An 18,831-nucleotide genomic window follows, 5' to 3' on the forward strand; every position below is an offset into this window, starting at 1 on the left:
CTTGCGTCTCGCCCCGCGATTGACCAATCTTGTCGACACTGTCATGAGCCGCGGTCGGGGGGATCGCATATGCCTACGCTCTATGCACTGAAACCGGCTTTTCAGGCCAGGCTGCGGCCGCTCGCCGACCGGCTGGCCGACGCCGGCGTCTCCGCCAACCAGATCACGCTTCTCGCTGCCGCGCTTTCAATCGCCGCCGGCCTGGTGGTTGCCGCCCTTGCCGGCTATCCCTTGGTTTTCCTGTTGATGCCGGTGGTGCTGTTCGTGCGCATGGCACTCAACGCCATCGACGGGATGCTGGCCAGGGAACACGGGCAGGCCTCGAAACTCGGCATGTATCTCAACGAACTCTGCGACGTCGTCTCCGACCTGGCGCTGATCCTGGCCTTCGCCACTTTGTTCCCGGCCTGGGGCGTCGTGGCCTTCGCCATCGCCGCCGTGCTTGTCGAGTTCGCCGGCGTGCTCGGCGTCGCTGCCGGCAGCGGGCGCAACTATTCCGGGCCGTTCGGCAAGAGCGACCGGGCGCTGGCGCTTGGCGTCATCGGCTTCTTCATCGCCTGCGGCCTGTGGGTCGAGACGATCACGCCCTTTGTGTTTCCGGTCATGGCTACACTGTCTCTCGTAACCGCCATCAACCGGATACGCAGCGGCCTTAGAGCGGGCGACGCCTGATGCCGAAGCGTCAGGGACCCGGCCGCCAGAGGGAAACCATGATCCACCAGACCATCGCTGCTGCAGCACCGGCAAGTCTTGCGCGCGTGGCGCACGAGCGCACCTTCAAGAGCCATGACGGCACCGAGATTTTTTACCGCTACTGGCCGGCGGTAGGGCCGACGCCCAAAGGCGCGATCCTTTTGTTCCATCGCGGCCATGAGCATGGCGGCCGCATGGCGCATCTGGTCGACGAACTGGCCATGCCCGACCATGCCTTCTATGCCTGGGACGCGCGCGGCAATGGCCGCTCGGCCGGCGAGCGCGGCTATGCGCCGTCCTTTGCCGCGCTGGTGCGTGACATCGACTGCCTGGTGCGCGAGATCGGCCGGGACGGTTTTGGTCAGCGCGACATCGCGCTGATCGCGCAATCCTTCGGCGCGGTGCTCGCTGCCGCCTGGGTGCATGACTATGCGCCCGACATCCGTGCACTGGTGGTTGCCTCGCCGGCCTTTTCGGTCAAGCTCTACGTGCCCTTCGCCAAGGAGGGCATAGCGCTGTGGCAGAAGCTCAAGGGCCGCTTCTTCGTCAATTCCTACGTCAAGGCGAAGTTCCTGACGCATGATGCCGAGCGTATCGCTTCCTTCGATGCCGACCCGCTGATCACGCGGCCGATCGCTTCCAACATCCTGGTCGAACTTTACGACCACGCCTCCCGCATCGTCTCGGATGCCCGCGCCATCACCGTGCCGACGCAATTGCTGATCTCGGGCAGCGACTGGGTGGTGCGGCACGGACCGCAGCACGAGTTCTTCGTCAATCTCGGCAGCAGCGCCAAGGAACGGCATGTGCTGCCCGGCTTCTTCCACGATACGCTGGGCGAACGCGACCGCAGCCAGGCGCTCGACCTTATCCGACCGTTCCTCGAAAGGCAGTTTTCCGCGCCGGAAAAGACAATCGACCTGACCTCGGCCGATCGCGTCGGCTACACCCGCGATGAGGCCGACCGGCTGGCCTCGCCGCTGGCGCTGCTGTCGCCGAAAGGCCTCTACTGGGCCATGAGCCGCGCCTCGATCCGCATGGGCGCCTGGCTGTCACCCGGCATGAAAACGGGCATCGCCACCGGCTTCGATTCCGGCTCGACGCTGGACTATGTCTACGAGAACGAGGCGCGCGGCACCGGCTTCATCGGCCGCATGATCGACCGCACCTTCCTCGACGCCATCGGCTGGCGCGGCATCCGCCAGCGCAAGCTGCATCTGGAAGAATTGATCGGCAACGCTGTCGCTGCGCTCAAGGCGGCCGGGCGTCCCGTCAACATCGTCGACATCGCCGCCGGCCATGGCCGCTACGTGCTCGATGCCGTCGCCAAATGCGCCGAACCGCCGGCAAGCGTGCGGCTGCAGGACTATTCCGACATTAATGTCGGGCTGGGCTCGAAACTGATCGCCGACCGGGATTTGCCGACCAGCGTCTCTTTCCGCAAGGCCGACGCCTTCGACGCAAAAATGCTGGCTTCCCTGAAGCCGGCGCCGGATCTCGCCATCGTCTCCGGGCTCTACGAACTGTTCGCCGACAATACGATGATTTCCCGCTCGCTCGGTGGGCTGGCCAGCGCCATGCAGCCCGGCAGCCTGCTCATCTACACCAACCAGCCCTGGCATCCGCAGCTGGAGATGATCGCGCGCAGCCTGACCTCGCATCGCGGCGGCCAGGCCTGGGTGATGCGGCGGCGCACGCAAGGCGAGATGGACCAGCTGGTGACGGCGGCCGGTTTCGAGAAGATCGACCAGCGCATCGACCAATGGGGCATCTTCACCGTTTCAGTCGCTCGGCGCGTCTGAGACCATGGCCGTGCCTCTGACCGACCCTGCTCCCGCCCCGGTGCGGGAACCCTATTTTGGCATCGTGCTGAGGGCTGCCCTTTGGCTGGCGCTGCTCGCCCCGTTGTTCTACTCGACCTATGGCTTTGCCAATTGGCTGGCGTCGCGGCGCGACCATGTCGGCAGCATCGTGTTTGCCTGGGAACACGCCATTCCCTTCCTCGCCTGGACGATCGTGCCCTACTGGTCGATCAATCTGTTCTACGGCCTGTCGCTCTTGCTCAACACGACCAGACGCGGCGTCGACCGGCTCGCCGGCCGCTATCTGACGGCGCAGGTCGTCGCCGTTTCCTGCTTCATCCTGTTCCCGCTGACGGCGACTTTCGTGCGGCCCGCGACTACCGGCCTGCCGGGCTTCCTGTTTGCGGTGCTCGGCGGTTTCGACAAACCGTTCAACCAGGCGCCCTCCCTGCACATCGCACTCCTAGTGATCATCTGGGATCACTGGCGCCACGCTCTGATGCGCCACCGTCTCGGCGCCATTCTGAGACCGGTCTGGTACGCCTGGTGCTTTCTCATCGGCGCCTCGGTGCTGACGACCTGGCAGCATCATTTCATCGACATTCCGACCGGAGCGCTGCTCGGCCTGTTTGCGCTGTGGCTGTTTCCGGCCAAGGGTGAACTGCCTTTCCGGGGTTTTCGGCTGACCGCCGACCCGAAGGCGCGGCGGCTGGCGGGATACTATGCGCTCGGTTCGGCCATTGCCCTGGCCGCCGCGGCTGCGGGCGCATTTGTCTCCGCCGATTTTCTCATCCTGCTGTGGCCAGCGCTGGCGCTGGCCATCGTTGCCTTTGCCTATGCCGGAGCAGGCGCGAAAGTGTTCCAGAAGGCGGCCGACGGCACTGTCTCGCTGGCCAGCCGGATTCTCCTCCTGCCCTACCGGCTCGGCGCAAAAGTCAATGTCTGGGCATGGACCCGCGAGCTGGCACCGCAGGCCGAGATTACCGACGGCGTTTTCTTCGGCAGGTTTCCGACCGCAGTGGAGGCCAATCGCTTCGGCACGGTGATCGACCTTGCCGGCGAGCTGGAACGGCCGCGTGGGGTGGCTTGCCGCTGGATCAGCTATGGCATGCTCGACCTCGTGGAACCGCCGCACGACAGGCTGGAGCGGGCGGTGGCCGCGATCGAGCTGGCGCGACGGCGTGGCACCGTGCTGGTCTGCTGCGCCCTCGGCTTCCAGCGCAGCGCCACCATCATCGCCGACTGGCTGGTGGTGACAGGGCGCTCGCACACAGCCGCACAGGCGCGCAAGAAACTCGCCGCATCAGGCCGGCCCGTGCATCTCCACAGCGAGGCGGACGAACCGGCATGAATGGCGAGTATCCCGAGAAGGCCGAGGCGTTCGCCAGTGGGCTGATGGTGCAGGCGGTGTGGCCGATCCTGCTGGTGGTGGCCGCCTTGATGGCCGCGCCGGTCATCGGCCTGGTGGCCGCTCCGCAGACGACACCGCTATCGGCAGCGGCCTGGTTGATCGCGGCGGCGGGTGCGGTAGCCACTCTCGCTTTGTCGGCCTTGCTTTTGTTCGACGCTCTGCTGTTTCGGCTGATGGCGAGCCACGCCACCGAGGCCGCCGGCGGCGCCGTGGTCGACGATGTGCTGGCGCGCATGCGCCTGAAACCCACCGCTGCCGGCGGCCGCTCGCTCGATCATCGCATGGCAGGCACGCAACGCCTGCTGACAAGACAGCGCATGGCGCTCGCGGTGTTTGCGGCGGCATGCCTCGTTGCGGCGTTTGTTTGAGCCATGACCAAGCTTCACCTTCGCGCCAACACTTTCACCTTGCTGCAGACGATGACCTCGGTCGGCCTGTCGGCGCTGGCCTGGGTGGTGACCGGTGTGCGGCCAATCTGGAACGGCAGCCAGCCGTCGGAGCGCCAACGTATCTACTTCGCCAACCATGCCAGCCATGGCGACTTCATCCTTTTGTCGGCCTGCCTCAGCGAAAAGGTGCGCGCCCGCACGCATGCCGTGGCGGCGGCCGAATATTGGGGCAAGTCGCGGCTGCGCCGCTTCATTGCCGAGGACATGTTGTCGTCCGTGCTCATCCACCGGCAATGGACCGACGAAACGCAGCATCCGATCTCGATCATGCTGTCGGTGCTCGACCAGGGACATTCGCTGATCCTGTTTCCCGAGGGCACCCGCAACACATCGGAAGAAGATCTGCTGCCGTTCCGCTCCGGCCTCTACAATCTGTCGATGGCCCGGCCCGACGTCGAACTCATCCCGTGCTGGATCGAGAACATGTCGCGCGTGCTTCCCAAGGGCCAGTTCCTGCCGGTGCCGCTTCTGTGCCGCGTCGTCTTCGGTCCACCGGTGGCGATCGAACCCGGCGAGGAACGCCGCGCCTTCCTCGAGCGCGCGCGCCAGACGCTGCTATCGCTCGACCCGCGCCCCGATCGGGACGACTAGAGCATGATCCCAAAAAGTGGGTACCGGTTTTTGGAAAAGATCATGCTCCAGGAAAAGATTAGATCATGATCAGAGACGTCGCATGACACTGCCGCCGATGCATGAAACCGTCATCCTGCTGGTCGGCCTGGTCGGTGTGCTGACCACGGCCAGCATCGTTGCCGGCATCCTGTCGTGGCGGGCGCCGAAGCCGCTGCCGTCGACGCTCGTCAACCTCAACCAGCGCATCAACGCCTGGTGGGTGATGGTGGTGGCGATCACGGTTGCCTTCTTCTTCGGCCGCACCGGCATGACCATCCTGTTTGCACTGATCTCGTTTGCGGCGCTGCGCGAATTCGTGACGTTGACGCACAGCCGGCGCAGCGACCACTGGGTGCTGCTCGGCATGTTCGGCATCATCATCCCCTACCAGTACTGGCTGGTGTGGACCGCCTGGTACGGGCTCTTCACCATCTTCATCCCGGTCTACTGCTTCCTCTTGATGCCGGCGATCACCGCGCTCAACGGCGACACCGAGCGCTTCCTCGAGCGCGTGTCCGCGCAGCAATGGGCGGTCATGATCTCGGTCTACTGCGTCAGCCACGTGCCGGCGCTGCTGACGCTGAACGTACCCGGCTTCGAAGGCCGCAACCTGTTGCTCATCGCCTTCCTGATCATCACCGTGCAAGGCAGCGACGTGCTGCAGTACATCTTTGGCAAGCTGTTCGGCCGGCATCTGCTGTCGCCCTCCGTCTCGCCGTCAAAGACCTGGGAAGGGCTGGTCGGCGGGCTAGTGGCGTCGAGCCTGCTCGGCGCGCTGTTGTCGTTCCTCACGCCGTTCTCGCCGCTGGCGGCGGCAGGCGTCGCCTTCATTGCCTGCCTGATGGGATTTCTCGGCGGGCTTGTGGCGTCGGCCATCAAGCGCGACCAGGGGGTCAAGGACTGGGGCCACCTCATCGAAGGCCATGGCGGCATGATGGACCGTGCCGACAGCCTGGTCTTCGCCGCGCCGGTGTTCTTCCACATCGTCCGCTATTTCTGGACGGAGTGAGCGGAAGCGCGCTCCTTCACTCGCGGATCGCGCGGCCCGCCTGCTGCAGCAGTTCGAAAGCGGCGAAGCGCTTGTCGTGCCAGGGCACGAGATCGCCGCCGGTCGGGCGATAGATGTCGCCGATGCGCGACATGCCGGTCATCGCTACAATCACGTCGGGATATTTTTGCGCCGCCACCGCAGCCAGTATGGCCGAGCCGAGCAGCACGGGCTCCGGCGAGGTCGATCCGGCCACCGTCAGCCCTGTCGTGTCGGCCAGCAGCTGGCGCACCAGGTCGCTCTGCGCGGCGCCGCCGCTGACGACGATGGTGTCGATGGCGATGCCCTTGTTGGCCATCGCCGCCACGATCTGGCGCACGCCATAGCCGATGCCCAGCAGGCCGGCGACATAGAGCGCGACCAGGCTGTCGAGAGACGTATCCATACCGAGCCCGGCAATCAGCGCCTTGGATTCAGGATCGGCGAAGGGTGAGCGGTTGCCGAGGAATTCCGGCACGACATGCAGCCCTTCGGCAAGATGCGCGACTGCTGATAGGTCGGTCGACTGCGTTGCCGCCTGCCGGCCAAGCCAGGCCGTCAGGCCGAGATCTTCCGCCCTGGCTTTTGCAGATGCTTCAGCCGAAGCCGGATGGAAAGCGACGAGATGATCGATCGCCGCACCCGCCGCCGACTGTCCGCCTTCGTTGAGCCACAGGCCCGGCACCATCGAGGAGAAATACGGCCCCCAGACGCCCGGCACGAAAGCCGGTTCGCGGGTGCTGGCCATGGTGCAGGCCGACGTGCCGAAAACATAGGCCATGCGCGACTGCAGCGTACCGACGGAGCCCTGCCCGCCGACGGTGCCGACACCGCCGGCATGGGCATCGATCAGCCCGGCAGCAACCGGCGTTCCCGGCAGCAGGCCGAGATCGGCCGCGGCAGCTCCGGTCAGGCCGTGAGCTAGTGCTGTACCACCTTCGACGATTTCGGTGCCGATCCGGGCAAAGCCCTCATCGGCCAGCGCGCCCAGGCCAATGGCGCGGAAATAGGCGTCGTCCCAGCGCCCCTCATGGCCAAGATACGTCCATTTGCAGGTCAGCGTGCAGATCGAGCGCGCCAGGCTGCCGGTCGAGCGCCAGGTCAGATAGTCGGTCAGGTCGAAGAAATGCTCCGCTGCATCGAAGGTGGCGGGCAGGTTTTCCCGCAGCCACAACAGCTTCGGCGTTTCCATCTCCGGCGAAATGGTGCCGCCGACATAGTCGAGCACGGCGTGCTTGCCGGCATTGATGCGCTGCGCCTGGTCGAGCGCGCGGTGATCCATCCAGACAATGATGTTGCGTTCTTTATCGCCGGACCGACCAACCGGCAACGGCGCGCCGCCCTTGCCGACCACGACCAGCGAACAGGTGGCGTCGAAACCGATGCCGGCAATGTCACGCCCGGCGAGCCCCGACTTCGTCACGGCCTCGCGCACGCTGGCACACACCGCGCGCCAGATGTCCTCGCTCGACTGTTCGGCGATTTCGCCAGGCTCGATGAACAACGCGATGTCGCGCTTCGCCGAGGCGAGCATTGTGCCTTCAGCGTCGAACACCCCTGCCCTGGCGCTGCCGGTGCCGACGTCGATGCCGAGGAAGTGGGACATGGGGACCTCGAGTGAGTAGGGCAGTAGGGCAGTAGGGCAGTAGGGCAGTAGGGCAGTAGGGCAGTAGGGCAGTAGGGCAGTAGGGCAGTAGGGAGATTGTCAGTCGTGAACGGTCGGCCGCAAGGGCAAAGATCCCTCACCTACCGCCTTACTGCCTTACTGCCCTACTGCCTTACTGCCTTACTCCCTCAAAGATCATTGCTCTGCGGCAGGATCACCAGATCCCGAATGGTGACGTTCTTTGGCCGCGTCAGCATGAACATCACGGCTTCGGCGACCTCGACGGGTTGAATCAGGCCGCCCTTGGCCAGTTCATCGTCAAGCTTATCCTTCGGCCAGTCGCTGATCAGCGCCGTCACCACTGGCCCCGGCTGCACCGCGCCGACGCGCAGGCCGTGCGGGGCGACCTGCCGGCGCACCGTGTGGACGAAGGCCTGCACGGCGTGTTTGGAGGCGGTGTAGATCGGCTCCCAGACGACCGGCACCAGCCCGGCGATCGAAGAGGTGACGATGATGTCGCCGGTCTTGCGTTCGACCATGTGCGGCAGCACGGCATGGATGGAACGGAACACCGCATTGATGTTGAGGTTCAGCACCCGGTCCCACGTATCGGGATCGCCGTCGAGCACCGGGCCGCCGACATAGGCGCCGGCATTGGCGTGGAAGATGTCGAGCCGGGCGGCTTTCTCCAGGATCTGCGGCATCATCGTCGCGACGCTGGCCGGCTTCATCAGATCGATCACCAGCGGGATCGCGTTGGGACCGAGTTCGGCGCAGACGCTTTTCAAGGCGTCCTCGGCGCGATCGACGAGCACGACGCGGACGCCGGCGGCAATCAGCGCTCGAGCGCATTCCAGCCCTATGCCCGACGCGGCGCCGGTGATCGCCGCGACTTTTCCACTCAAATCCTGAGCCATTCTTGCTACCCTCGTATTGTCTGTTGGTTCAGGCGCGGCCGTGGGAAACCCGCGAGCGGCGTGCCAGGGAGTCGACGATGACCGCGATCGCCAGGACGGCGCCGGTGATCATGTAGCGAAGCGACGACGACAGATCGAGCAAGGTCAGCCCGCTGGCGATCGACTGGATGACGATGATGCCGAGCAGCGCGGAATAGGCGCTGCCGCGGCCGCCGAACAGGCTGGTGCCGCCGATGACGGCTGCTGCAATGGCGTTGAGGTTGACGTCGCCGGTGCCGGCCTGCTGGCTGGCCGAGGCCAGCCGCGCCGCCGAGAGCACGCCGCCAAGGGCGGCAAACATCGAACACATGACGAAGGCGCTGAGATAGATGGAGCGCACCTTGATGCCGGCGCGGCGCGCGGCTTCTCGGTTGCCGCCGACGGCGGTCATCGAGCGGCCCCATTGGGTGCGGGTCAGCGCATAGTTCATCGCCACCACCAGGCCGACGAACAGTCCGAACATCCACGGTATGCCGCGCGCCTGGTTGAGGTAACCGACAATCAGCTCGAGCAGGATGGTCAAGGCGGCGACGCGCACAATCAGGCCGCCGACCGACGGCGCCGACAAATTCACGGCGCGGCGGCGGCTGACGGTGCGCAGGCCGGTGATGAGGATGACGATGCCGGGAACGGCCGCCAGCGCATAGGAGAGCCAATCCGGCATGACCAGCAACTGGCCGAAATTCACCAGGTTCGAGCCATAGGGCAGATTGATCGAGCCGGTGGAGCCCAGGATGTAGAGCTGCAAGCCGAGGACCGCGAGCAGGCCGGCCAGCGTCGAGACGAAGCTCGGCATGCCGAGCCGGTTGAACAGCAGAGCATAGAGCGCGCCGATGAAGCCGCCGACAGCGAGTGCAGCGACAATCGCGAGCGCCACCGGCCAGCCCTGGTTGACCCACAGCGTGCCGACCATGGCCGAAGCAAAGCCGCTGATCGAACCAACCGAGAGGTCGATCTCGCCGACCATCAGCACGCAGACGATGCCGAGCGCGATGACGCCGACGGTCGAGCAATCGAACAAGAGATTGACCAGGTTGCTGGAGGACACGAACACCGGGTTGAGAGCGGTGAACACGCTCCAGATGATGACCAGGCCCACGATCACCGGCAGTGAGCCGAGGTCGCCGGAGCGGACGCGGTCGAAGAAGGCGCTGATCGCGCCACCGACGCCGGCCTGGTGCTTGACACGCACGTCGCTGCGGTCGAGCGCCGTTGACGAGGAGATGTCCTGCTTGGGCTCCGCACTCATGGCCGCTGCTCCTGATTGTGCGCTTGTTCGGCTGCCTTTCGCCGTTCAGCGCGGCGCGACACCGCATTGTTGGCGGCGCCGGTGATGGCGCTGACCAGTTCCTGGTTGGAGGCGTCGGGTTCGAAGACGCCGTTGTTGCGGCCGAGCCTGAGTACGACGATGCGGTCGGCGACGGCCCGAACGTCTTCCATATTGTGGCTGATCATCAGCACGCCGAGGCCTCGTTCACGCACCCGATCGATGAGGTTCAGCACCTCCGCCGTCTGGGCGACGCCAAGGGCGGCGGTCGGCTCGTCGAGCAAAATGACCTTGGGGTCGAGCAGCAGCGAGCGGGCAATCGCCACGGTCTGGCGCTGGCCGCCGGACAGCGACGCGACCGCTTCGCGCACGCTGGGAATACGCGCCGACAATTCGTTGAGCAGCGTCCAGGCGCGGATTTCCATCGCCACCTCGTCCAGCCGCAGCGGGTTGAGCTCCTTGCCGAGAAAAATATTGGCGACGACGTCGAGGTTTTCGCATAGCGCCAGATCCTGGAAGACGGTGGCGATGCCGAGCGTCAAGGCAGCGCTCGGGTCGGGCATGGTCACCTGCTTGCCGCGGAAATTGATGGTGCCCGAGGTCGGCTGATGGACACCGGCCAGGATCTTGACCAGCGTCGACTTGCCGGCGCCATTGTCGCCGACCAGCGCCACCACCTCGCCGGCATGGACGTCGAGATCGATATCGGTGAGCGCTGATACAGCGCCGAAATTCTTCGAAATGCCGCGCAGGCTGAGCACCAGCTCACCCGCCGAAACCGGTCCGTCAGAGATGTCAGACATAGTGGCAAACCTTTCCGGATGACCGGTCAAGAGTGACTGCGGACTTCCGGCCGCCGCAAAGGCAGCCGGAAGTCAGGATCAGGATTCTACGTCTTCCTTTTATGCATGTCGTTATCCCAAAACCGCTGGGCACTTTTGGGCGACATGCATTGTCAGTTGGTGATGCCGAGCTTCTTGCAGCCTTCGGCATAGCGGTCGACGCAGAGCTCTTCGGCGGTGTTGATCTTCTTGTCGATGATCTCGGCCTTGAGGTTTTCCTGCGTCACCACCGCCGGCGTGAACAGCTGCGAGGGGGTGTCGTAGAGGGTCATTTCGGCCTTCGGCGTCTCGCCCGACAGGAGCTGGACGGCGACGTTGGCGGCAGCTGCGGCCACGATCTCGCTGGGCTTGGAGATGGTGTTGTACTGATCGCCGGCGATGATCAGCTGCAATGCGGCGATGGTCGCATCGTTGCCGGTGACCGGCGGCACCGGATCGACGCCGGCTGCCTTGAAGGCAGCGATGGCGCCGCCACCGGTGCCGTCATTGGCGGCGACAACGCCGACGATCTGCGTGGAGAAGCGGGTGATCTGGCCGCTTGCCCATTGCTGCGCCTTCGGCGGCGCCCATTCCGGCGTGTCGTATTCAGCCAGGATCTTGTAGCCGCTGTTGTCGAGGCTGGAATGAATGCCCTTCTTGATCAGGCCGGCTGCCGCGTCGGTCGGCGAACCGTTGATCTGCAAGAGGCCGCCGCTGGCCGGATCGACCTTCAGCGCCTTGAGATGTTCGACCAGCGAGTCGGCGATGGCCTTGCCGATGCCTTCATTGTTGAACGAGACGTAGAAGTCGGCCGGCGCTGTCGGGATCGGCCGGTCATAGGCAATGACCTTGACGCCCTGGCTCTGCGCCAGCTTGACCAGCGAGGCGGCGGCGGTCGAGTCGACCGGGTCGAGCACGATCGCCTTGGCGCCCTGCGAGATCACCGAGTTGAACTGCTGCTGCTGGCGCGAGGCGTCGGCATCGGCGTTCTGGTAGATCACCTTGCAGCCGGGGCAGAGCTTTTTCATCTCGGCGGCAAAGCCGGGATAGTCGTGCTGCTCGTAGCGCGTCGAGGCCTGGTCGGGCATCAGGAAGGCGACTGTGGCATCGGTAACAGGGGCTGCAAAGGCGGCGGTGCCGCTGAGGAGAGAAAGCGTGAGCGCAATGGCTCCCGTCGAAGCAAATCTGGTCATTCTGATATCTCCGTTTCAATTGTTTCACGAAGCCCTGTCACCACATGGCGCGCCGGGCCTTGACTGCAAGTCGAACTGTTGCGAGGAATGACGACACACTTGATCCGTGCACCGTATCCTCTTGATATCGCTGGATTTCAGGACAAGCGATCTCCCGCACGGGGCGCCTCCAACGCACCCCGCGTCCTTTCTTCCCAAAATGTCTAAAGCTCCTCCCGGTCCTCCCTGTTAGGCGGCAATCTCCGCACTGATGTTTTCCGCCAGCAAGGCCCTGAAGCGCGAAGGCGACATGCCTTTCTGCGTCAGGAACTGGCGGTTGAAATTCGAGATGTTGTTGTAGCCGGCGGCGTAGCAGATCTCGGTGATCGGCATGTCGGCCTCGCTCATGAGCAACTGGCAGGCGAGGTTGATGCGCAGCCGGTTGACGTACTGCACCAGCGCCATGCCGGTGTGGCGGCGGAAGCTGCGCGAAAACGCGCTCGGGCTGCGCTCGGCAATCGCCGCCAAATCGCTTTCGCTGAACGGCTCAGTCAGGTTGGCGTTGATATAGGCAAGCGCCTTGTTGACGCCCGCCGACATGAAGCCGGAGGGATCGGGCAGATAGCTGGCGCTGGTCAGCGTCCGCACATCGGCGGCGCGGCTCAAGATGTCGATGAGCTCCATGAACAGCGCGATGCGGCGCACGCCTTGCGCCTCCACAAGTTCCGCCAGCACAGGTGCGGCAAGCTTAGCGGTGGCAGCGGAGAACAAAGCGCCGCGGCGGCTGAGCTCGAGGATGGGCGCGCAGCCGGCAAGCTCCGGCAGCGCCGTCGTGGCATCGGCAATGAACTCTTGCGAGAATTGCACGACGCGGCCGCGCAGCGGCACGCTGGTACCAGCCGGAACGTCGCTGACCCAATTGTGCGGCAGGTTCGGGCCGGTGAGCACGAGGTTGCCGGGCTCGAACTCGCCGATGAAGTCGCCGACGAAATAGTGGCCTGACGTCGCGACGACATGATGGATTTCGTATTCGGGATGGAAGTGCCAGCGCACGGTGTGGAAGGGGTAGCCGTGGGCCCAGGCCTTGAACGACTCGCCACGTCTGATCTGGACGACTTCCAAGTCCGGATTCATGTCAGTTCCTCCCGGCGCCGGTCCGGTCATGCGACCAGTTGCAGTGCCCTCTCCCGCAGGCCGCGTATGCCGCTCTCTGCAGTGATCAAAGCTTAGGCGGCAATTGTTGCAGCCGCCACCACGGTGTGTCCACCTGACTGATACTTTTTTGACGTTTTGTGGTCGATGCAGAGCGGTTGCGGGTGTGGCAATCCGGTTGCCTGCTAGCGATGGATCGTCTTTGGAACGGAAGGCGAGGCTCCGGTCGCCGAATCCATGTCCGAATGCCAATCCGGCAAATGGTCCTTTACTCCGGCACTCCAAGGCTTCTCAGCGCGTTTTCGTGTCGGTCGAGAATTTCAACTCTAAAGGGCATCGAGTCGCGAACCGCCCGCAAGGTGAGCTCCGGATACTCGCGGTGACAACGCGCCATATGCTGCCGGGCCTCGTCGAGGCGTCCCGCTTCGACAAGGGCCGGGATCAGCGTACGCAGGATCCACAAGGCGTTCGGATGCTCCGCCAGGACACGCAGATACAGATCCGCCGCCTGGCCGGGCCGCCCGGCGCTGAAATGCACGACAGCCAGACCCAAATGACAGGTATAAACCATGGGATCGAACGGCCCCAGTCGCAACGACCGCTCGAAGCATTCGACCGCCCGCTCGACCTCGTCTCTGTAGGCTGCAACCCAGCCGCTCCTGTTCCAGGCGAAGGCCGAATTGGGATCGATCGAACACGCCTTTTCAAGCAACGCGGCTGCAGTGACGAAATTGCTCGACACGGTGTGGGCAGCGCCGAGCACGGCCAGGGAAAATGGATCGTCACCGTTGAGTTCGGCAGATCGCTCCGCCAGCCCCAGCGCACGGCGCCGGTCGGCCTCAGGCGAGGTCGACCAATTGTAGACGCTGCGCTGCGCATGGCACCAGGACAGCAGCGACAGGGCCAGCGGATAGTCGGGATCGCCCAGCAAAGCCTTCTCCAGCGTCTCGATGGCGATCGCGTTGTCCTGGCGGCCGAGCGCCCAGACATGCGGCAGACTGCGCATCACCAGATCGTAGGTTTGCAGGTCGCCCGGCCGCTTGCGGCGCGCACGCTCGATTTCCGCCATCTGGATCGAGGGCAGGATGGCGCCTGCGACACCCGCCGTCACATTGTCCTGCAGCGCAAACGTATCCGCGATGTCACCCTTGAAGCCTTCCGCCCAGATCAGGCTGCCGGTCTCGGCCTCGATCAGCCTGGCCGAGATGCGGAGCTGATCGAGATGCCGACGCACGCTTCCTTCCAGCACATAGCGGACACCGAGCTCGCGGCCGATGCGCGGCAGGTCGAGCGCCTGGCCGCGGTAGGCCAAGGCCGAGTTGCGCGACATGACGAACAGGCCGCGAATGCGCGCCAGCGCCGCCGTGATCTCCTCTACCGTGCCGTCGGCGAGGTAGGATTGCTCCGGGTCCGACGACAGGTTCTCGAACGGAAGCACGACGAGCGACGGCTTGTCGGGGAGCTGAGGCGACGGACGCGCATCGACAGCTGGCGGTCGCTCCAGCACTTCGCCGGGGAACATGTAGCCGCGGCGTGGCATGGTGCGGATCAGCGTCTGCGCTTTGTCGCCGAGCGCGCGGCGAATGTCGCTGATGCATTGGGTGAGCGAATCTTCGGTGACGATCACGTCGCTCCACACCGCATGCAGAAGCTCGTCCTTCGACACCAGCCGGCCGGCGTTGCGGATAAGAAAAGTTAGCAGATCGAGCGATTTCGGCCGCAGTGCGATCTCGCCCGAACCGTCGCGCAAGACTCCGGCGCGCGTGTCGAGGCTGAAGCCTGCGAAGCGGTAGATCGGCTGCGGCTCAGCGTTCATCGCGACTGTCTGCTCTCCGCAATTTTCAGGACTACGTCAGCATTCTTTCAGGCCGCTTTCCGGACATGCATCTCGGACGAGCGCAATCTCGCACTCAACGATGAAGGTGGCAAGAAACCGAAGCCGCAACGCGTGGGCGAGATCACTGCAACCGACGCACAGGTCAAGGCTGCGCCGAATGCCGGAGATCACAACAGGAGGCAACCATGTCCAGCACGGAGACAAACCCCATGACGACGATCGATCATTTCATCGGTGCCGAAACCGGCTACGGGCGGCGCCCTTCCTTCTCCCTGTTTTTCCGGCTGTACGCGGCGGCGAAATGGACGCTGTTGTGGCTGCCGCGCTTCTGGAAGGCGCGCGGCGAGCTGGCCGTGCTTGCCGCCATGAGTGAATGCGAGCGCCGCGACATCGGCCTGACCGCCTTCGACATTGGAAACGCGCTCACCCTGCCGGTCGAACGCGACCCCACCGAGGTGCTTGCGCAGATAGTCGATGATCGCCGCCATTGCCGCGAATGCTGAGCCCCGCACCGGATCTGGTTCCGGATCATGGTCATTCCGGCAGGCCGGCCTCGCGCAGGCCGGCGGCGATGCGTTCGCTCGTGCCCGTGTCGAAGGGCGAGGCGTCGCCAACCCTGGCAATGGTGAGGCCCGGGTAGGTTTCCATGAGCCTGCGGCAAGCGTGCCGTGCCTCGTCCTTGCGACCGGCATGAACCAGCGCCGTGACCAGCAGGCGCAGTCCCCACCAGGCGCCTGGCTGCTGGCTAAGGCCGCGCTGCGTCAGCGCCACCGCCTCGTCATAGCGCGCGGCGACGAAATGCGCGGCGCCGATGCCGATCTCGGCCATGTAGGCCATCGGGTCGCGCGGGCTCAGCCGTTCGAAATGCTCGAACTTCTCGATCGCCGCCTCGGGCCGCTCGCGATAGACATCGAGCCAGGCGCTGCGCAGCCAGGCCCAGGCGGAATTCGGATCGAGCGCGCGCGCCCGCGCCAGATATATGTCGGCGATATCGTAGTCGCGGGCAAAGGAATGCGCCGCGCCGAGCACGGCAAGCACCATCGGGTCGTCGCCGGAGAGCGCCGCGCCCTTCTGCGCCAGGCGCAGGCCCTCCTCCCGGGAAGCGGCCGGCGTTTCGGTCCAGCGGTAGCCCGCGCGCTGCAGATGGCACCAGGCCAGCAGCGAAAGTGCCAACGGATAATCCGGCTCGATCGCGATCGCACGTTCAAGCAGCTTCCCGGCCTCCTCGTTCTGCGCGCGCTCGAGCGACCAGGTGAGCGGAAAGGCGCGCAGCACGTAGTCGTAGGCGGCGAGGCTTTCCGGCCGCTTGCGCCGCGAACGCTCGATCTCGGCCGACAGGATGGACGGCTGGATGGCGCCGACGACACTCTCCGCAAGCCGGTCCTGCAGGTCGAACACATCGGCCATGATGCCGTCGTAGCGGTCGGCCCAGATCGTCTTGCCGGAAGCGGAGTCGATGAGCTGTCCGGTGAGGCGGATGTGATCGCCGGCCTTGCGGACGCTGCCGGTCAGCACGTAGCGCACACCGAGTTCGGCTCCGGCCCGTTTCACGCCGTCGGCCTCGCCCTTGTAGGCGAAGCTCGAATTGCGGGCGATGACGAACAGCCAGCGCATGCGCGACAGCGCCGTGGTGATCTCGTCGACCATGCCGTCAGCGAAATAGTCCTGCGCCGGGTCGCCGCTGAGATTCTCAAAGGGCAGCACCGCGATCGACGGCCTGTCGTCGGCGCTGCCCTCCCCGCTCCCGGTCGCGACCCGATCCTCGAGGCGGCGCACACGCTCCTCGTCGATCACATAGCCCCGCCGCAGCACGGTGCGGATCAGGCCATCGGCCTCGGCGCCGAGCGCCTTGCGGATGTCCTTCATGCATTGGGTAAGCGAATCGTCGGAAACGGCGATGTTCGGCCAGATCGCATTGACCAATTCGTCCTTGCCGATGACGCGGCCGGCATTTTCCAGGAGGTAGACGAGCAGCGAGAGCGACTTGGCGCGCAGGTCGACGTCGTGCCCGCCCCTCTGCAGCCTGCCCCTGTGCAGATCGAGCCTGTGGCCGGAGAATTCGAACGTCGTCATGTCGCCCCTCGAGGAGACGTCAACCAATTCGATCCGCGCGACGGCTAGGAGTCTGTCACGGCCCTCGCATGCTCGAAGACATCACGCCCGCCCCAAGACATCAAGGCTTTCGCCCGCTGAAGATGGCGTGGCCGGCGAACAGCCAGGCGCAGTCGACTTCAGTGAACCCCGCTTGCGCCAGCCAGGTGAGTTGCTCGGCCAGCGAGGACGGCTTGTCGATCGGTTCGCCGTCGGGGTTGCGGAAGTAATTCCAGCCCAGCCGATTGAACTCGGCGAAGGCGGCGAGATCGCCGTCGATCGCCAGCGCCCGGGCGCGCACCGCCTCGTCCCATTGCCGCGCGGCGATGGCGAGGCCGCTGGCGCTTGCCGGGCGCACGATGTCGGCCACAATAAGTACCCCGCCGGGGCTAAGCGCCGCCGCAAGGTCGGCAAACAATGTCCGCTTCTCGCGGCCGTCGAGATGATGGATGGCGAGCGAGGAGACGATGGCATGCGGCGGCTCGGCAAAACCTCGCCAGTCGCGCTCCGCCAGCTCGAACGCGGCCGCGGTCAGGCGGCCGGCATGGTCGCGGCAGGTTTGCCGCGTCTGCTCCAGCATTTCGGCCGAGCCGTCGAGCGCCAGGACATGGCAGTCGGCAAAGCGCTCCAGCAGCGCGAGGCTGAGCAGCCCTTCGCCCGAGCACAGCTCCACCAGCAGGCCCCCCAGCGCGGGTTGCGGAATGAGGTCGACGATGATCTCGATCTGGCGCTCGCGTTCCGGCACGAAATAGCGCCCGTTGTCCAGGAAGCCGCGGGAATGGTTCTCGTCCCAGTGTTTGATGTGCGCGTCTGCCATGATTTCGGCGGGCGTCATGACGTGATCCTTCAGCCACGTGGAATGCAGCCATGGTGCCTGGATCCCGGTCAACCGTCCTGACCGCAGGCTGAAATCCGGCTGAAATTGGCGTGAGAGCCAGCCGCGCCTAAGCCCCCCAGATCACCGCCTGCTCATGGCGCTTGATCAGGTGCTTAAGGTTGTCGAAGCTCTGGCGGATGTGCTTGGCAAAGGCATCGACGGCAGGCGCGCGCGGGGTGTCGGCGCGCCTCAGCAGGCCGAGTGCGCGCTCGGGATGCGGGATGGCGACCGGAAGTGCGGTGATCGACTTTTCCTTGCGAAAGGCGAAGACGACGCTGTGCGGCAAAACCGTCAGCGCATCGGTCTCTTTCATGTAGTTGATGGCGCTGGTCAGCGATCCGCCGGAATAGCGGATCTTGATCTCGGTGGCGCCGAGCGACAGAAGCAGGCTGCGCAAGTCTTCCAGCAGTGGGCTGCCGGGCGGCGGCGCGATCCAGGGATAGTCGAGCAGGTCGCCGGTTTTCAGCTTGCGCCGCAGCAACAGCGGATGGGTGGCGCGACAGGCGACGACGTTGCGTCCCGGCAGGATCTCGCGGAACTCCATGCCTGAGCCCTCTTCGAGAATGTCGATCGGACAGACGGCAAGGTCGATGCGGTCGGCATTGATGGCGGCGCGCAGGTCCGAGAGATAGCCGTAGCTCTGGTCGACGCGCACGTCCGGATAGGCGTTCTGGAAATCGGCGATCATGCCGGAGATCAGTGCATCCATGAAGAACGGCGTGCCGCCGACCCGCACCACGCCGGAACGCCCCTGGCTGAAATTGGCGGCGATGTCGGAGGCCTTGCGCGATGCCGTCAGCATCACCTGGCCATGATCGGCGAGCGCGCGGCCGAGCGGCGTCGGCTGCAAGGGACGGCGGCCCTTGAGGAACAGCGGCTCGCCCAGCCGCTTCTCCAGCATCGACAGCGTGCGCGAGACAGCCGGCTGCGACAGGCCGATGAGCGCCGCGCCCTCGGTGACGCCGCCCGCCTGCACCACGGCGGCCAGTTGGATCAAATGCCTCTCATCGAGCTTCATAACGATATGGTATATTAAATCAGGAAGAAATCATCATCTT

General features: G+C 65.0%; 17 protein-coding genes. 7 read left to right on the forward strand and 10 right to left on the reverse strand.

Annotated elements, in window-relative coordinates; all coding sequences use genetic code 11:
* Positions 1-69 precede the first annotated feature (69 nt).
* The 6 genes from AC1DXM_RS17325 (at position 70) to AC1DXM_RS17350 (ending at position 5,976) form a co-directional block, all read left to right on the forward strand.
* Positions 70-672, forward strand: coding sequence for a CDP-alcohol phosphatidyltransferase family protein (locus tag AC1DXM_RS17325; RefSeq protein WP_477234551.1), 603 nt, complete (start codon positions 70-72; stop codon positions 670-672).
* A gap of 38 nt (positions 673-710) precedes the next feature.
* On the forward strand, positions 711-2,495 hold the full coding sequence (locus AC1DXM_RS17330; RefSeq protein WP_477235022.1) for a bifunctional alpha/beta hydrolase/class I SAM-dependent methyltransferase: 1,785 nt from the start codon (positions 711-713) through the stop codon (positions 2,493-2,495).
* A 4-nt stretch (positions 2,496-2,499) separates the two neighbouring features.
* Positions 2,500-3,846 carry a phosphatase PAP2/dual specificity phosphatase family protein gene (locus AC1DXM_RS17335; RefSeq protein WP_477234553.1) on the forward strand — a complete coding sequence of 449 codons (1,347 nt, stop codon included), beginning with the start codon at positions 2,500-2,502 and terminating at the stop codon, positions 3,844-3,846.
* Entirely contained in the window at positions 3,843-4,274 is a 432-nt protein-coding gene (locus AC1DXM_RS17340; protein ID WP_477234555.1) for a hypothetical protein, read from the forward strand. Before AC1DXM_RS17335 ends, AC1DXM_RS17340 begins: the two co-directional genes overlap by 4 nt.
* A gap of 3 nt (positions 4,275-4,277) precedes the next feature.
* Positions 4,278-4,946: a lysophospholipid acyltransferase family protein gene (locus tag AC1DXM_RS17345; RefSeq protein ID WP_477234557.1), complete on the forward strand. Its 669-nt coding sequence runs from the start codon at positions 4,278-4,280 to the stop codon at positions 4,944-4,946.
* A gap of 97 nt (positions 4,947-5,043) precedes the next feature.
* Positions 5,044-5,976, forward strand: coding sequence for a phosphatidate cytidylyltransferase (locus tag AC1DXM_RS17350; protein WP_477235024.1), 933 nt, complete (start codon positions 5,044-5,046; stop codon positions 5,974-5,976).
* A 16-nt stretch (positions 5,977-5,992) separates the two neighbouring features.
* Here the strand turns inward: AC1DXM_RS17350 and AC1DXM_RS17355 are convergent, their stop codons facing one another.
* The 7 genes from AC1DXM_RS17355 to AC1DXM_RS17385 form a co-directional block, all read right to left on the reverse strand.
* Complete coding sequence (locus tag AC1DXM_RS17355) at positions 5,993-7,600, reverse strand: FGGY-family carbohydrate kinase (RefSeq protein WP_477234559.1); 1,608 nt, start codon at positions 7,598-7,600, stop codon at positions 5,993-5,995.
* Positions 7,601-7,788: 188 nt separating this feature from the next.
* Positions 7,789-8,517: an SDR family oxidoreductase gene (locus tag AC1DXM_RS17360; RefSeq protein WP_477234561.1), complete on the reverse strand. Its 729-nt coding sequence runs from the start codon at positions 8,515-8,517 to the stop codon at positions 7,789-7,791.
* A gap of 28 nt (positions 8,518-8,545) precedes the next feature.
* On the reverse strand, positions 8,546-9,805 hold the full coding sequence (locus AC1DXM_RS17365; protein WP_477234563.1) for a sugar ABC transporter permease: 1,260 nt from the start codon (positions 9,803-9,805) through the stop codon (positions 8,546-8,548).
* Positions 9,802-10,626 (reverse strand): ATP-binding cassette domain-containing protein, encoded by an 825-nt coding sequence (locus AC1DXM_RS17370; RefSeq protein WP_352560714.1) that lies wholly within the window; start codon positions 10,624-10,626, stop codon positions 9,802-9,804. The genes AC1DXM_RS17365 and AC1DXM_RS17370 overlap by 4 nt, the downstream gene beginning before the upstream one ends.
* 152 nt (positions 10,627-10,778) lie before the next feature.
* Positions 10,779-11,837, reverse strand: coding sequence for an ABC transporter substrate-binding protein (locus tag AC1DXM_RS17375; RefSeq protein WP_192248849.1), 1,059 nt, complete (start codon positions 11,835-11,837; stop codon positions 10,779-10,781).
* Between the two features lie 228 nt (positions 11,838-12,065).
* Positions 12,066-12,950, reverse strand: a complete 885-nt coding sequence (locus tag AC1DXM_RS17380; protein WP_477234566.1) for an AraC family transcriptional regulator — start codon at positions 12,948-12,950, stop codon at positions 12,066-12,068.
* Positions 12,951-13,236: 286 nt separating this feature from the next.
* Positions 13,237-14,784, reverse strand: a complete 1,548-nt coding sequence (locus tag AC1DXM_RS17385; protein ID WP_477234568.1) for a winged helix-turn-helix domain-containing tetratricopeptide repeat protein — start codon at positions 14,782-14,784, stop codon at positions 13,237-13,239.
* Positions 14,785-15,014: 230 nt separating this feature from the next.
* Between AC1DXM_RS17385 and AC1DXM_RS17390 the strand changes: the two genes are divergently transcribed.
* Positions 15,015-15,308, forward strand: coding sequence for a hypothetical protein (locus AC1DXM_RS17390; RefSeq protein ID WP_477234570.1), 294 nt, complete (start codon positions 15,015-15,017; stop codon positions 15,306-15,308).
* Positions 15,309-15,339: 31 nt separating this feature from the next.
* On the opposite strand, the gene AC1DXM_RS17395 is transcribed toward AC1DXM_RS17390, so the two are convergent.
* The 3 genes from AC1DXM_RS17395 to AC1DXM_RS17405 form a co-directional block, all read right to left on the reverse strand.
* Positions 15,340-16,878, reverse strand: coding sequence for a winged helix-turn-helix domain-containing tetratricopeptide repeat protein (locus AC1DXM_RS17395; RefSeq protein WP_477234572.1), 1,539 nt, complete (start codon positions 16,876-16,878; stop codon positions 15,340-15,342).
* Between the two features lie 100 nt (positions 16,879-16,978).
* Positions 16,979-17,731, reverse strand: a complete 753-nt coding sequence (locus AC1DXM_RS17400; protein WP_477234574.1) for a class I SAM-dependent methyltransferase — start codon at positions 17,729-17,731, stop codon at positions 16,979-16,981.
* Between the two features lie 109 nt (positions 17,732-17,840).
* Positions 17,841-18,791, reverse strand: a complete 951-nt coding sequence (locus AC1DXM_RS17405; RefSeq protein WP_477234576.1) for a LysR family transcriptional regulator — start codon at positions 18,789-18,791, stop codon at positions 17,841-17,843.
* Positions 18,792-18,831 lie beyond the last annotated feature (40 nt).

The sequence above is a fragment of the Mesorhizobium sp. P3_A2 genome, assembly GCF_056403115.1.

Bases quoted from the DNA above. Each gene is read 5' to 3' on its own strand.
- AC1DXM_RS17360 (WP_477234561.1), bottom strand. From the start codon at position 8,517: ATGGCTCAGGATTTGAGTGGAAAAGTCGCGGCGATCACCGGCGCCGCG.
- AC1DXM_RS17345 (WP_477234557.1), top strand. From the start codon at position 4,278: ATGACCAAGCTTCACCTTCGCGCCAACACTTTCACCTTGCTGCAGACG.
- AC1DXM_RS17365 (WP_477234563.1), bottom strand. From the start codon at position 9,805: ATGAGTGCGGAGCCCAAGCAGGACATCTCCTCGTCAACGGCGCTCGAC.
- AC1DXM_RS17325 (WP_477234551.1), top strand. From the start codon at position 70: ATGCCTACGCTCTATGCACTGAAACCGGCTTTTCAGGCCAGGCTGCGG.
- AC1DXM_RS17390 (WP_477234570.1), top strand. From the start codon at position 15,015: ATGACGACGATCGATCATTTCATCGGTGCCGAAACCGGCTACGGGCGG.
- AC1DXM_RS17330 (WP_477235022.1), top strand. From the start codon at position 711: ATGATCCACCAGACCATCGCTGCTGCAGCACCGGCAAGTCTTGCGCGC.
- AC1DXM_RS17380 (WP_477234566.1), bottom strand. From the start codon at position 12,950: ATGAATCCGGACTTGGAAGTCGTCCAGATCAGACGTGGCGAGTCGTTC.
- AC1DXM_RS17370 (WP_352560714.1), bottom strand. From the start codon at position 10,626: ATGTCTGACATCTCTGACGGACCGGTTTCGGCGGGTGAGCTGGTGCTC.
- AC1DXM_RS17400 (WP_477234574.1), bottom strand. From the start codon at position 17,731: ATGACGCCCGCCGAAATCATGGCAGACGCGCACATCAAACACTGGGAC.
- AC1DXM_RS17405 (WP_477234576.1), bottom strand. From the start codon at position 18,791: ATGAAGCTCGATGAGAGGCATTTGATCCAACTGGCCGCCGTGGTGCAG.
- AC1DXM_RS17355 (WP_477234559.1), bottom strand. From the start codon at position 7,600: ATGTCCCACTTCCTCGGCATCGACGTCGGCACCGGCAGCGCCAGGGCA.
- AC1DXM_RS17350 (WP_477235024.1), top strand. From the start codon at position 5,044: ATGCATGAAACCGTCATCCTGCTGGTCGGCCTGGTCGGTGTGCTGACC.
- AC1DXM_RS17375 (WP_192248849.1), bottom strand. From the start codon at position 11,837: ATGACCAGATTTGCTTCGACGGGAGCCATTGCGCTCACGCTTTCTCTC.
- AC1DXM_RS17395 (WP_477234572.1), bottom strand. From the start codon at position 16,878: ATGACGACGTTCGAATTCTCCGGCCACAGGCTCGATCTGCACAGGGGC.
- AC1DXM_RS17340 (WP_477234555.1), top strand. From the start codon at position 3,843: ATGAATGGCGAGTATCCCGAGAAGGCCGAGGCGTTCGCCAGTGGGCTG.
- AC1DXM_RS17385 (WP_477234568.1), bottom strand. From the start codon at position 14,784: ATGAACGCTGAGCCGCAGCCGATCTACCGCTTCGCAGGCTTCAGCCTC.
- AC1DXM_RS17335 (WP_477234553.1), top strand. From the start codon at position 2,500: ATGGCCGTGCCTCTGACCGACCCTGCTCCCGCCCCGGTGCGGGAACCC.